The organism is Demequina lignilytica (genome assembly GCF_030418375.1).
In the GTDB taxonomy this organism is placed as follows: Bacteria; Actinomycetota; Actinomycetes; order Actinomycetales; family Demequinaceae; genus Demequina; species Demequina lignilytica.
Map to the genome: position 1 here is coordinate 31,773 of NZ_JAUHPZ010000005.1, position 13,771 is coordinate 45,543.

Annotated in this window: 9 protein-coding genes; 5 read left to right on the plus strand and 4 right to left on the minus strand. The window is 71.8% G+C overall.

What is annotated here, in order from left to right:
* Positions 1 to 5: 5 nt before the first annotated feature.
* The gene (locus tag QQX13_RS08900) at positions 6 to 1,091 is read right to left on the minus strand and encodes a mechanosensitive ion channel family protein (RefSeq protein ID WP_301153148.1); all 1,086 of its coding nucleotides are present in this window, start codon (positions 1,089 to 1,091) and stop codon (positions 6 to 8) included.
* 66 nt (positions 1,092 to 1,157) lie between these two features.
* On the opposite strand from QQX13_RS08900, the gene malQ reads away from it, so the two are divergent.
* Positions 1,158 to 3,302 (plus strand): 4-alpha-glucanotransferase, encoded by a 2,145-nt coding sequence (gene malQ, locus QQX13_RS08905; RefSeq protein WP_301153149.1) that lies wholly within the window; start codon positions 1,158 to 1,160, stop codon positions 3,300 to 3,302.
* 114 nt (positions 3,303 to 3,416) lie between these two features.
* Here the strand turns inward: malQ and pepN (QQX13_RS08910) are convergent, their stop codons facing one another.
* Both pepN (QQX13_RS08910) and pepN (QQX13_RS08915) read right to left on the minus strand, forming a co-directional pair.
* A complete protein-coding gene (gene pepN, locus QQX13_RS08910; protein WP_301153151.1) occupies positions 3,417 to 6,005 on the minus strand; it encodes an aminopeptidase N in 2,589 nt (862 codons plus the stop codon).
* A gap of 126 nt (positions 6,006 to 6,131) precedes the next feature.
* Positions 6,132 to 8,732 (minus strand): aminopeptidase N, encoded by a 2,601-nt coding sequence (gene pepN / locus QQX13_RS08915; protein WP_301153152.1) that lies wholly within the window; start codon positions 8,730 to 8,732, stop codon positions 6,132 to 6,134.
* A 191-nt stretch (positions 8,733 to 8,923) separates the two neighbouring features.
* On the opposite strand from pepN (QQX13_RS08915), the gene QQX13_RS08920 reads away from it, so the two are divergent.
* The 4 genes from QQX13_RS08920 to QQX13_RS08935 are packed head-to-tail and all read left to right on the plus strand — an operon-like array spanning position 8,924 to position 13,118.
* The gene (locus tag QQX13_RS08920) at positions 8,924 to 10,132 is read left to right on the plus strand and encodes an SPFH domain-containing protein (protein WP_301122041.1); all 1,209 of its coding nucleotides are present in this window, start codon (positions 8,924 to 8,926) and stop codon (positions 10,130 to 10,132) included.
* Positions 10,133 to 10,137: 5 nt separating this feature from the next.
* Positions 10,138 to 11,376: a TFIIB-type zinc ribbon-containing protein gene (locus QQX13_RS08925; protein ID WP_301153153.1), complete on the plus strand. Its 1,239-nt coding sequence runs from the start codon at positions 10,138 to 10,140 to the stop codon at positions 11,374 to 11,376.
* Positions 11,376 to 11,735: a hypothetical protein gene (locus tag QQX13_RS08930; RefSeq protein ID WP_301153154.1), complete on the plus strand. Its 360-nt coding sequence runs from the start codon at positions 11,376 to 11,378 to the stop codon at positions 11,733 to 11,735. The genes QQX13_RS08925 and QQX13_RS08930 overlap by 1 nt, the downstream gene beginning before the upstream one ends.
* A 9-nt stretch (positions 11,736 to 11,744) precedes the next feature.
* Positions 11,745 to 13,118 carry an MFS transporter gene (locus QQX13_RS08935; RefSeq protein ID WP_301153155.1) on the plus strand — a complete coding sequence of 458 codons (1,374 nt, stop codon included), beginning with the start codon at positions 11,745 to 11,747 and terminating at the stop codon, positions 13,116 to 13,118.
* 9 nt (positions 13,119 to 13,127) lie between these two features.
* On the opposite strand, the gene QQX13_RS08940 is transcribed toward QQX13_RS08935, so the two are convergent.
* Positions 13,128 to 13,694 (minus strand): DUF3558 family protein, encoded by a 567-nt coding sequence (locus QQX13_RS08940; RefSeq protein WP_301153157.1) that lies wholly within the window; start codon positions 13,692 to 13,694, stop codon positions 13,128 to 13,130.
* Between the last annotated feature and the right edge of the window lie 77 nt (positions 13,695 to 13,771).

Genomic DNA, 13,771 nt, shown 5'->3' on the forward strand with positions numbered 1-13,771 from the left:
ACTCATCAGTCGTCCGCGGCGTCGTTGGGCGGAGGGAGCGGCCGGCCGTCCGCATCGGTCGGCTGATCTCCGGAGTCGGTGCGCGCAGAGTCGTGCAGCACGCGGCTGGGAGCCTTCGAGTCCACCATCATGGCCTCGCCGGGAACGGCGAGCTCGATGCCCCGCTCCGCGAGGATGGTCCGCAGCTGCCGACGGATCTCGCGCATGATGTCCCACTGCGTCGAGGGGTTCACCTGCACCAGGAGCCGCAGCATCACCGCGTTGTACTCGAGCGACTCGACGCCGGCGACCTCCGGCTCGGACAGCACGTTGGCCGCGACCTGGTCGGAGGCGCCCTTGGCGGCCTCGACTGCGTCGAGCATCGCCTGACGGGCGGCCTCGATGTCGGTGTCGTAGGCGAAGCGGGCCTCGACGAGCGCGCGCGACCACAGCCGCGTCATGTTGCCCACGCGCGTGATCTCGCCGTTCGGGATGTACCAGACGGTCCCGTCGAGGGACCGCAGCCGGGTCGACCGGATCCCGACCTCCTCGACCGCTCCGGAGGCCTCGCCCAGGTCGACCACGTCGCCCACGCCGTACTGGTCCTCGATCAGCATGAACACGCCGGTGAGCACGTCCTTGACCAGCGACTGCGCGCCGAAGCCCAGCGCCACGCCGACGATGCCGGCGGAGGCGAGCATGCCGCTCACCGGGATGCCCAGCACGGTGAGCAGCGTCATGACGAACGTCGCGATCAGCACCACGGCGAGGGCCGAGGTCATCACGCGCTTGAGGGTGTGGGCCCGCTGGCTGCGACGCTCGGTCTCGAGCCGCAGCTCCATCGTGTCGGGCTCCGGCATCGGGATGCGTGCCTTCTTGAGCGCCCGGCGCGTCCGCGCGTCCTGGAACGGGGTCCCGCGCTCGATCCCCTTGGTCACGCCCTTGATCAGGCCGCGACCGACGAACCAGGCGAGCAGCAGCAGGACGGTCACGACGAGCATCGCGAGCGCGCCGCCCTCGAGGTTCGAGATCCACCCGTCGATCAGCTCCTGCGCCTCCGCGCTGCTGGTGGGCACGGGCTCGGGGGTCGCCGATGCGGTGAGGAAGATCACGCGCCCCACCTTAGACGAGGGCGCGCCAGCGCCCGCATCCGCCCAGCATCGTGGCAGGATGAGCGTGTGAACGATGCGCCCGAGGTCGAGCGCGAGCTGCCGTCGGAGGCCCTCGCGGCGCTCGCGCGCGCGTGCCGCGTGTCCGTCGAGTACTACGCCATCGACGGAACCCTGGTCCAGTGCTCCGCTGCCGCGATCCGCGCGGCCCTCGCCGCGATGGGGGTCGACGCCGGCTCGGACGTCGCCTGCGAGCGCTCCCTCGAGGCCCTCGAGGACCTCGAGTGGAGCCGGCTGGTGCCGCCCGTGGTCGTGGTGACCGCGGGCGACGCCCTCGAGCTGCCCGTCCACGTCGACGACGGCGACGAGGTCGACGTGACGCTGCGTCTCGAGAGCGGCGAGACGCGCGAGATGGAGCAGCTCGACCGGTGGGTGCCGCCGCGAGAGGTCGCGGGGACGATGCGCGGCCGGGCGACCTTCCTGGTCCCGGCGGACCTCCCCCTGGGCTGGCACGTGGTCGAGGCGGTGTCCGGAGGGCGCCGCGGGCGCGGGCACATCGTGATCGCCCCCGCGCAGGTCGAGATCGACCCGGCGATCCGCGCGGCCCGGCCGTGGGGGCTCACGGTGCAGCTGTACTCGCTGCGCTCCGAGCGCTCGTGGGGCGTGGGCGACCTCGCCGACCTCGCGGATCTGTGCGCGCTGGGCAAGGCGCGCGCGGAGGCCGAGTTCGTCCTGGTGAACCCGCTGCACGCGACGGAGCCCGTGGCGCCGATCACCAACTCGCCGTACCTGCCGACGTCCAAGCGGTTCCTCTCGCCCCTCTACATCCGTGTCGAGGACATCCCCGAGGTCGCGTACCTGCCGTCGCAGCAGCGCGCGCTCCTGGCGTGGGAGGCGGAGAAGCCCCAGCGCCTCAACGAGTCGGACGAGCTGCTCGACCGCAACGCGGTGTGGAGGCTCAAGTCCGCCGCGCTCGAGGAGGTGTTCAAGGCGCCCCGCTCCGCGGGCCGCGACGCGCTCTTCGAGCAGTTCTGCCTGCGCGAGGGCGCCGCGCTCGAGGACTTCGCCACGTGGTGCGCGATCTCCGAGGCGCACCGCGGGCTGCCCTGGCCCGACGAGTTCGACTCCCCGACGTCCGCGGCGGTGGCGGCCTGGCGCGACGAGCACGCCGACCGGGTGCTGTACTACGCGTGGCTCCAGTGGATCGCGGACGAGCAGCTCGAGCGGGTGCAGGCCGCCGCGACCCGCGCCGGCATGAGCATCGGCGTGATGGTCGACCTCGCGGTCGGCGTGCACCCCGAGGGGGCTGACGCGTGGTCCTCTCAGCGCGTGCTGGCGCAGGGGATCAGCCTGGGCGTGCCGCCGGACTACTACAACGCGATGGGTCAGGACTGGTCGATCCCGCCGTGGCAGCCGCGCGCCCTGGAGGCCGCCGCGTACCTGCCGTTCCGGGACATGGTGCGTGCGGCCGCGCGTCACGCCGGCGCCCTGCGGATCGACCACGTGCTCGGCATGTTCCGCCAGTGGTGGGTCCCGGCCGGGCACCCGCCGCTCGACGGCGCCTACGTGTACCTCGACCACGAGGCGCTCATCGGGATCATCGCGCTCGAGGCGCAGCGCGCGGGCACGATCGTGATCGGCGAGGACCTCGGCACCGTCGAGCCGTGGGTGCGCGACTACCTGCACTCCCGCGGGATCCTCGGCACGTCCATCGTCTGGTTCGAGCGCCATGACGACGGCGCCCCGCGTCTGCCCGAGGACTACCGCGCGGACACGCTCGCGGCGGTCACCACGCACGACCTGCCCCCGACGCCCGCGTACCTCGCGGGCGAGCACGTGACGCTCCGGGCCGAGCTCGGCATGCTCGGCGAGGGCGGGATCGAGGCGGCGCAGGCGGAGGCCGAGCGCGAGCGTCAGGCGTACATCGACGTGATGCTCGAGCGTGGTTGGATCCTGGGCGACTACAACGAGGAGGACCTGGTCGCCGGCCTGCACCGGTGGGTGCTCGACAGCCCCTCGCTCCTCACCGGGGTCGCGATCACCGACGCGGTGGGCGACCGTCGTGCCCAGAACATGCCGGGCACGGACACCGAGTACCCGAACTGGTGCGTGCCGATCACCGACGGCAACGGCGAGCCGGTGCTGCTGGACGACCTGTTCGAGCACCCGCGCGTGCGGCGGCTGTTCCGAGCCATCAAGGCCGCCCGCTCCTAGCCACCTCCCCGGACAGTGCGCACGGAGTGCGTCCCGGGTCCGCGGCGTGTCGCGACGCGTGTGGACGCGACACGCGGACCGACCGGGACCAGCTCGGTGCGGGCTGTCCGGCGGTCAGCGGGCGGAGCGGCTGACCGCCTGCGCGACGGCCGCGCGGCGCACGTGGTCGAGCGCCTCGATCACGGCCTTGCGCAGCACGGACGGCGCATCGGCGTTCGCCGTGAGCCACGTCTCGAGCCGTTCGGCGATCCCGTCGACGCGCCCGGTGAGCGCGGTCGGCAGCACCGCCTTGACCACCCGCGCGCCGACGAAGCCGGCGTTCGCGTCGTAGTAGCCGCGGAGCCCCGCGAGCAGGTCGTCGAGCAGCGGGACGAGCAGCCGCGGGTCGACGGCGCGCGCGAGACCGGCGGCGAGCTCGAACTGGACGGCGTTCGTGGCGGGTCCGGTCGCCGGGTGGCCCAGCGCGTCCCAGGCGGCGCGCTTGGCGTCCGGTGACGCGATCGCGGCTCGCGCGCCGGCTGCTCGCCGCTGGCCCGCCGAGGTCACGTCGCGCGCCGCGTACACGTCGACCTGCTCGAGCGTGGCCGCGCCGGACGCGGCCATCCCCGCCACCAGGTCCCAGCGCAGGTCGGAGTCGAGCGGCAGCCCCTCGAGCTCGGCGGAGCCGTCGACCAGGGCCCGCAGGCGCTCGCCCTGGTCGGGGGTGGTCGCGAACCACGCGTAGGCCTTGAGCAGCTGGAGCTGGGGATCGCCGCCCGGGGCGGCCCCCGCGAGCGCGGCCCACATCCGCTCGGCCGCCGCCTCGGTCAGCGGCAGCGTGAGCTCGGGCGCGACGTAGCGCGTCAGCGCGAACACGGTCAGGCGCACATGCGACTCCGCGGTCGCGGAGTTGCGCAGGCGCGGCAGGAGGGTGAGCACGGCGTCGACGTAGACCTGCGCGGGCAGCGACCCGTCGCGGACCATGTGCCAGAGCGCGTCGAGCACGGTCGCCTGCACCATCGGCTCGTCGATCGCGCCGATGCCGTCGCGCAGCGTCTCCAGCGAGCGGTCGTCGAGGTGGAGCTTGGCGTAGGAGAGGTCCTGGTCGTTGACCAGCAGCAGGTCGGGCGCGGCCAGGCCGACCGCGGCGCCGACCTCGGTGAGCTCGCCGTCGAGGCCCGCGTCCACGCTCCAGGACCGATGCAGGCCCTCCTCGCCGAGGAGGTATCCGGCGACGCGGACGCGGTGCGGGCGGCCGACCGGGTGCTCGGCCGGCACGTCCTCGGCGATGGCCAGGCGGGAGATGCGGCCCGCATCGTCCTCCATCACGATCGCCCGCAGCGTGGTGACGCCGGGCGTCTCGAGCCAGACCCGGGCCCAGGCGTCCAGGGGACGGTCGGCCGCCTGCTCGACCTCCGCGAGGAACTCGGCGAGTGTGGCGTTGCCGTGGCGGTAGCGCTTGAGATACGACGCGACGCCGCGGAAGAAGACCGCCTCGCCCACCTGCTCGGCGAGCTGCTTGAGCGCGGACGCGCCCTTGGCGTAGGTGATCATGTCGAACGCGGAGACCGTCGCCTCGGTGTCGGGGACCTCGGTCACGATCGCATGGGTGGTCGGGAGCTGGTCCTGGACGTAGGCGACCGACTTCCGGTCGGCCGCGAACGTCACCCACGCGTCGGTCCACTCGGACACCTCGGCCGCGGCCCACGTGCCGATGAACTCCGCGAAGGACTCGTTCAGCCACAGGTCGTCCCACCAGCGCATCGTCACGAGGTTCCCGAACCACATGTGGGCGAGCTCGTGGAGCACCACCACGGTGCGGAACTCGAGGTTGGCCGCGGATGCGCGTCCGCGGAACAAAAGGCGGTCCTCGGAGATGGTGACGCAGCCGATGTTCTCCATCGCGCCCAGGTTGTACTGGGGGACGTAGATCTGGTCGTACTTCTCGTACGGGTAGTCGGTGCGGAACACGCGCTCGTAGAGGTCGAGCCCGGCCTGGGTGTCGGCGAGCACGCGCTCGGCGTCGAAGTGCTCCTCGAGCTCGCGGCGCCCGTAGACGCGCGCGGGGACGTCGCCCTTGGCGCTGTGCAGGAGCCCCTCGTGGAACGCGTACGGCCCGGCCACCACCGCGGCGCCGTAGGTGGGGATCGGCGCGGTCGGGCCGAAGCTCCACCGGGCGGTGCCGTGGTCCGCGTCGGCGACCGTCGCGAGGCCGTCGAGGGGCTCGGGCTCGGGCGTGGGGGAGTTCGACACCACCACCCAGTGGTCCGGGACGGTCACGGTGAAGGTGAACGGCGCCTTGAGGTCGGGCTGGTCGAAGCACGCGAAGGCGGCGCGCGCGTCGTTGGCCGCGAACTGGCTGTAGAGGTAGACCTCCCCGTCCGCCGGGTCGACGAACCGGTGGATCCCCTGGCCGTCGTTCCGATAGGCGAAGTCGCCGGCGACGCGCAGGGTGTTCCGCGCGCGGAGAGGAGCGAGCACGATGCGGCCCTCGGCGTGGAGGACCGGGTCCAGGGCCTCCCAGTTGAGCTCGATGAGGTCGATGCGCGCGCCTGCGGCCTCGATGAAGGTCGAGGCCCCGTCGACCGCGTCGAACTCGACCACGGTGTCCGAGCGGAAGGTGTCCGCGGTCGCGGTGAAGTCGAGGTCGACGCGGTAGGAGACGTTCGCGACGGTGGCGGCGCGCTCGACCGCCTCCGCCTTCGTGAGGTTCAGGCCTGGCATGGGGTCCAGTCTGTCAGGGGTGACGCGCTCGTCGCGCGGCGAGGGTCCCGGCGTCCTACGGGGAGGTGAGTGCCCTCGGGGGACGATGCGCGCCTCCTGCGGGGAGGTGATCCCCGCAGGAGGCGCTCAGCCCTCGTAGGCGAGGTCCGCAGCCTGCGCCATGAGCGCGCGGCGGACGCCGTCCTTGCCCTCGACCACCAGACGGCGGAGGGCGTCATGCGCATCCGCGTTCGCCTCGAGCCACGCGAAGGCCTTGTCCTGCAGGTCGGGCACGCGCCCGGCGAGCTGGACGGGGTACAGGCCCTCGATGAGGTTCGCGGCGATCTCGTTGGTCTTCTCCGCGTAGATGCGGCGGAGCGCGGCGAAGTACTCGTCGACGAACGGCGCGAGCAGCGCGGCGTCGTGGGCGTGGTTGAAGCCCGCGATGGTGCCGTACTGGAGCGCGTTCGGCAGGTCCACCTCCGCGTTGACGAGCGCGTCGAACGCGGCCCGCTTCGCCTCAGGCGTCGCGATCGCGGCGCGGGCGTGCGCGGCACGGCGCTGCCCGGACGCGGTCGCGTCCTTGGTGAGCTGCACCTCGATGGCGAACTCGGACGCGCGCCCGCCCGCCACCAGCGACGTGAGCAGGTCCCACGTGAGGTCGGTGTCGAGCTCGAGGCCGTTGATCGCGATCTTCCCGTCGATGACGGCCTGCACCGTGTCGTACATCGGCTCGGTGTTGGCGAGCGAGGCGAAGGCCTTGAGGAACTGGAGCTGGCTGTCCGAGCCGGGTGCGGCGGCGAGCATCAGCGTCCAGACCTCGCGCGCGGCGTCCGACTGGGTCGCGTCCGACACCGTCGGGTGCACGTAGAGGCTCAGCGTGGTCGCGAGCTGGCGCAGCAGCACCAGCACCGTGGTCGACTCGGTCTCGGCGCCGATGTTCTTCAGCACCAGCTCGACGTACTGGCGCGCCGGCATCTCGGCGTCGCGCGTCATGTCCCAGGCGGAGGCGAGCACCATCGAGCGCGCCAGCGGGTCGGTGAACTTCGACACCTGCTCGACCGCGGTCGCGAGCGAGGCCTCGTCGAGGCGGACCTTCGCATAGGCGAGGTCGCCGTCGTTCACCAGCAGCAGTGCGGGCCGCGGCTTGCCGACCAGCGCGGGGATCTCGGTGCGCTCGCCGTCGATGTCCACCTCGACCGACAGCACCCGCTCGAGCACCTCGTCGCCGTCGTCGTTCACCGTGAGGTCGTAGCCGCCGATGCCCAGACGATGCGGTCGCTGGGTCGGCCACTCGGCGGGCACCTCCTGGAGGACGGCGAAGGAGGTGATGATCCCCGCATCGTCCGTCTCGATCTCCGGGCGCAGCGTGGTGACGCCGGCCTTCTGGAGCCACACGTCCGACCAGCCGGACAGATCGCGGCCGGAGGCCTTCTCGAGCTCGACCAGCAGGTCGTTCAGCGTCGCGTTCGCGTGGTGGTGCTTGCGCATGTACTCGGCGACGCCGGCGAAGAACTCGTCCTGGCCCACCCACGCGACCAGCTGGCGCAGGACCGAGGCGCCCTTGGCGTAGGTGATGCCGTCGAAGTTGACCTCGACGTCCTCGAGGTCCTTGATGTCGGCCATGATCGGGTGCGTCGACGGGAGCTGGTCCTGGCGCAGCGCCCACGACTTCTCGAGGACGTTGAACGTCACCCACGAGTTCGTGTACCTGGTGACCTCCGCGGTCGCGAGCGTCGACGCGAACTCGGCGAACGACTCGTTGAGCCAGAGGTCGTTCCACCACTTCATGGTGACCAGGTCGCCGAACCACATGTGGGCGAGCTCGTGGAGCACGGTGACCGTGCGGCGCTCGACGCGCGCCTGCGCGGTCTTGGACCGGAAGACGTAGTCCTCGAGGAACGTGACGCAGCCGGCGTTCTCCATGGCGCCGGCGTTGAACTCCGGCACGAAGATCTGGTCGTACTTCTCGAACGGGTAGTCCGTCTCGAACTTCTCCTCGTAGAAGGCGAAGCCCTTCTGCGTGTCGTCGAGGATCACGTCGGCGTCGAGGAACGGCGCGAGACCCTTGCGGCAGTACACGTTGGCGCTCAGCGTCCCCTTGCGGGACTCCACCGTCCCGACCACCTCGTGGTACGGGCCCGCGACGATCGCGGTGACGTAGCAGGGGATGCGGGTGGTCGGGGAGAACGACCAGCGCGCGACGCCGCGCGCGGTGCCGGCGATCTCGATCGACCCGTCGACGGCCTCCTTGGCGGACGGCGAGTTCGACAGCACGTGCCAGTGCTCCGGCGCCGTCACGGTGAAGGTGAACGAGGCCTTGAGGTCGGGCTGCTCGAACACGGCGTAGACGCGGCGCGTGTCGGCGACCTCGAACTGCGAGTAGAGGTACACCTCGCCGTCCTCGGGGTCGACGAACCGGTGCAGGCCCTCGCCGGTGTTCATGTAGGCGCAGTCGGCGACCACCGTGAGCTCGTTGTCCGCCGCGAGCGACGGCAGCGAGATCCGCGAGTCCGCGAAGTGCGTCGCCGGGTCGAGCTCCTCGCCGTTGAGGACGATGCTGACGACGGCCGGCGCGATCAGGTCGATGAACGTGCTCTCGCCGGGGGTGGCGGTGAAGCGGACGGTCGAGGTCGAACGGAAGGTGGTGTCCGACGAGGTGAGGTCGAGGTCGACGAGGTAGGCGTCGACGGCGACGATGGCGGCGCGGGCCTGGGCCTCGGCGCGCGTGAGGTTCGTACCTGGCATGGCGCGATTGTGTCAGAAACCTGTGTCATTCGCGTTGCGCTGATAATTCCATCACTGCGAAATGGCTGCGAGCCGGGTGTCCCGCCTTGCCCGGCCCCTGGCCGCGGGATAGTGTCGCGACGGACATGCGCCGCGGGCGCACAGGCGTGGGGGCGTCGGGACCCGGCTCCTCCCCGAGGGCAGGAGCAGTGATGGGATTCATCCAGATCGCGGTCGGCGCGGCGTGGGACTCGCTCAAGTCGACGTTCGGGGACCAGTTCCTCGACTTCCTGGTCCCGCCCGCCGGCGTCGGCGACACCGCGGTGGTGTTCCCCGCCGTGACGCAGGGGACCAACGCCGGGCGCGGCCAGAACACCCGCGGCTCCGAGAACATCATCACCAACGGCTCCGTCATCATCGTCCCCGAGGGCTACGGGCTGCTCACCTTCCAGGACGGCGCGGTGACCGCGGTCGTAGCCGAGCCCGGCGCGTTCCGCTGGGACAGCGAGGACCAGAACTCGAAGTCCGTCTTCAGCGGCGGCGGGCTCCTGAGCTCGACGTTCACCACCTCGTGGGAGAGGTTCAAGTTCGGCGGTCGCCCGGGCAGCCAGCAGCTCGCGTTCTACGTCAACCTCAAGCAGATCCCGAACAACCGCTTCGGCACGCAGAGCCCGATCTACTGGGACGACCGTTACCTCAACGCGCAGGCCGGCGCGATCACCCGCGGCACCTACGTGCTCAAGGTGGTCGACCCGATCCTGTTCGTGAAGAACCTGGTGCCCGCCTCCTACATCTCCGCGGGGGCCCGCCCGTTCGACATCACGGAGCACACGAACCCCGTCTCCGAGCAGCTGTTCAGCGAGGTGGTGGGCTCCCTGGCCGGGGCCTTCAGCCGCTACGTCAACGACGCCGACAAGGAGCACCGGATCACCCGGATCCAGGGCGACTCCGTCGGCTTCGCCAAGTCCCTCGCGGACGAGGTGGAGGCGAACTACGAGTGGGAGTCCGGGCGCGGCCTGCAGATCGAGTCCGCGACCCTGGTCGCGATCGAGTACGACGAGGACACGACCGCGCTGCTGAGCGACGTGCGCCGCGCCGACGCCCTCTCCGGCGGCCGCTCGGACACCTTCCTCAAGCAGTCCGTCGCGCGCGGGGTGCAGGCCGCCGGCGAGTCGGGCGGCGGCGGCACCGGCCTGGCGATGATGGGCATGGGGATGGGCGCGATCGGCAACCTGGTCCCGCCCACGCCCACGCCCGGGGCGGCGCCCGCCGCCGCGACGGCCGGCGCGCCCGCGCCCGCCCCCGCGCAGGCCCCGGCCGACCCGGCCGTCCAGCTCGCCCAGTACAAGAAGATGCTCGACGACGGCCTCATCAACGAGGACGACTTCGAGGCGCTCAAGAAGAAGGTGCTGGGGCTCTAGACGCGATGACCACCCCCGACCAGGGCGGAGCCGCGCCCGAGCCCGGATGGACGCCCGAGCCCCTGCCCGAGCCGGCCGGCCCCGCGGAGAACGCGACCCCCGCCGGTGCGAAGGACGGGCTGGTCCGCTGCGCCCGCTGCGGCGCGACGGACGTCGCCTACCGGCCAGAGACGGGCACGCTCGTGTGCGAGTTCTGCCGTTACGAGTGGACCGAGGCGCGGCTCGATGAGGCGATGGGGCTGTCGGAGGGCATCGCCGACCTGCGGGGACGCACGCTGTCGACCGCGTCGGTCGACATCACCGACGACGAGACGCTCATGACCTTCAAGTGCTCCGGCTGCGGCGCCGAGGTGGTGGTCGACACGGCGCGCAGCCTCCAGGCGCGCTGCCACTGGTGCAAGCACGTGCTCTCGATCAACAACCGGATCCCGAACGGCGCGGTCCCCGACGGGATCCTGCCGTTCTCGGTGACCCGCGAGCAGGCGATGGAGTCCATCGCCGCGTTCGTGGCCAAGCGCAAGTCGTTCGCTCATCCGGAGTTCGAGAAGACCTTCCGCCCCGAGAACGTCATGGGCGTGTACATCCCGTACATGACGGTCGACGGGAAGGTCACCGCGCGGCTCGACGGCACGGGTGAGATCGGCCGGGGCCGGGTCAAGGTCGGCGAGAACAACTACGAGTACAAGGTGGACCGCTACGCCGTGGCGCGCGAGCTCGACCTCGAGATCGACGACGTGATCGTCGAGACCTCCGCGTCGAAGGCCGACATCCACGCGACGGAGAGCACCAACAACATCATCAACTCGATCCTCCCGTTCGACGTGAAGAACATCGTCCGGTTCAACGCGTCCTTCCTGGGCGACGAGTACACGTCGGAGCGACGCGACATGGACGTCGACCACGCGGACGACGCCGCGTACGCGCACATGCTCACCATCGCGCGGGGCTCGGCCGCCGCCTCGGTGGGCCGGTACGACCGTGGCGTGCGGTGGGAGCAGGAGCAGCTGAGCGTGACGGGCACGCGCTGGACGTCGGTCCTGCTGCCCGTCTGGCTCTACGGGTTCGAGGAGAAGGGCCGGCACGGCTCGGTCACGCACTACCTCGCGGTCAACGGCCGCAGCCGCGCCACCATGGGGTCGGTCCCGATCAACACCTCCAAGGCGCGCCGCGTCGCCTTCGGCGTCGCCGCCGCCGCGTCGGTCGTCACCTGGCCGATCGCGTTCCTGATCATGAGGGGGATCTGATGGGAGGCAGCTCCGACGGCAGCCCGCTGATCGCGCTGTTCCTGTTCGCGCTCGGCCCGGGCGCCGGCGTCGCGGTGTGGATGTGGATCCAGGGCCACTATCGGAACCGCTCGGCGCGGTACCGGCCCGAGGAGGTGGTCCGGACGCACGTGGTGGACCTGCGTGGCGACGATGCGCTGGTGAGGCGCCTGCGGACCCGGTCCGGCAGCATCGACGGCGGCAACGAGCTGCGCCCCGAGCAGCGGGCGCGCGTGTGGCGCGTGATCGAGGCCCCCGTCGAGGCGCCACCCGAGCCGCATCCGAGCGCCGAGGACCTCGCCGACCCCGACGGCGACGACGCAGGTCCGGGCCCCGCCTAGACTCGGCGCGTGCCGCCCGAGCCGTCGCCCGCATCGTCCCCGTCGCCCGCCTCCGAGCGGCGCGGGCTGTCGCGCCACCTGGTGGACCTCGCGCCGCTGCGCGCGAGCCCGGCCTTCGCGCGCCTGTGGATCGGCGGTGCGATCTCCGGGATCGGCGCATTCATGACCCAGGTCGCCGTGGGCCTCCAGGTCTACGAGATCACCGAGTCGACCTTCATGGTCGGCCTCGTGGGCGGCATCGCGCTGGTGCCGATGATCATCGCCGGGCTCTGGGGCGGGGTGATCGCCGACGTCTTCGACCGCCGCAGGGTGCTGATCGTGGCGTCGCTGACCGCGTGGGCGTCCACCGTGGCGCTGGCGGCGCTGTCCTTCCACGACCAGCACCTGCACGCCGACGGCACGCACGCGGCGGTGTGGCCCTTCTTCGTCGTCACCACCCTCAGCGCCGTCGCATCGACGGTCTCCAACGCGACGCGTGGCTCGGTGGTCGGCCGCATCCTGCCCGCGGACATGATCAGCCGGGCCACCGCGCTCAACGGGATCTCCTTCGGCGTGATGCTGACGGTGGGACCCGCGCTCGCGGGCGTCCTGGCGGCCGGCGTGGGGCTGCCGTGGACGTTCACCGTGGACGCGGTGCTGTTCAGCGCGGGATTCCTGGGCATCTGGATGCTGCCGTCCCTGCCGCGGCTGGGGGAGCGGGTGGAGGCGGGGTGGCCCGTGCTCAAGGAGGGGCTCGCGTTCCTGCGCCGCAGCCCCAACATCCGCATGAGCTTCGTCGTCGACATCATCGCGATGACCTTCGGGCGCCCCTACGTGCTGTTCCCCGCGCTCGGCGCCACGCTGGTCGGGGGCGGCGCCCTGACGGTCGGGGCGCTCGCGGCCGCCGGTGCGGTGGGGACGATGCTGACGAGCCTGTTCTCGGGGCCCGTCGCGCGGGTCCATCGCCATGGCGTGGCGATCTCCCGGGCGATCCAGGTGTTCGGCGTGTTCGCCGCGCTGTTCGGGCTGACCACGCTCGTGGCGAGCGCCGTGGAGCACGAGCCCGCCGAGGGCTGGGGCGGCGTGCACTGGCCCACCCTCGCCGTGCTCGCGCTGTGCATGGCCGGGATGGGCGCCGCGGACGAGGTCAGCGCGATCTTCCGTCAGACGATGATCATCCAGGCCGCGCCCGACGAGATGCGCGGGCGCCTCCAAGGAGTCTTCGTCGTCGTGGTCACCGGGGGGCCGCGCCTCGGCGACATGTACGCCGGCGCGCTGGCCGCCGCCGTCGCGCTGTGGTTCCCCCCGCTGCTCGGCGGCGTGCTCGTGATCGCCCTGATCGCGATCCTCACGCGCGCGCAGCGGGCATGGCGCGAGTACGACGCGCAGGCGCCGACGCCCTGAGGCGGGGCCTCAGGCCAGGCGGGACGCGACTAGCGTCGCGAAGTGCGCGCACGCGCGCTTCACGTCCGCGGCCTTCGACGCCGGGCGGGTGTACGAGACCTGCACGAAGTAGTCGCCGACCTCCATCGCGATGGTGCGGCCGCCGTACGCGGCGTACGCGCTCGAGGCGCCCTCGATCTCGATGTCCTCGGTCTTCGCGCCGATGCCCTCGCTCAGCTCGCGCTGCTCGGCGATGTCCGCGTACTCCCAGTTCAGCAGCACCTGGATGCGCGGCACGCTGAGCTCGTCGGAGGCCGGCTGCCAGCGGCAGATCGACCGGCCGTCGCCCGAGAGCGACCCGATGAAGCGTCCATCGGTCATCTCCGGGGTGCCGCCCCACTCCTCGAAGTCGGCCGCGGTGAGGAGCTCGCAGGGATCCGGATGGTTCGGGTCTGGCTGCGCGACGATGCTCACGGTCGGGTCCGCGCTGGGAGACGCGGAGCTGGCAGCGCCGCCTCCGGCGGCGGTGCAGCCCGCCAGGAGCAGGGCGGCCGCGGCGGCGGCGCCCAGTCGGGTCGCGAGCGCGAGCTTGCTCATCAGGTCCCTTCCGTCGATCGGGTTGACCCCGGCGGCGGCGGCAGGCCGCGCCGGGCACCGGACCATTGTCCACCATC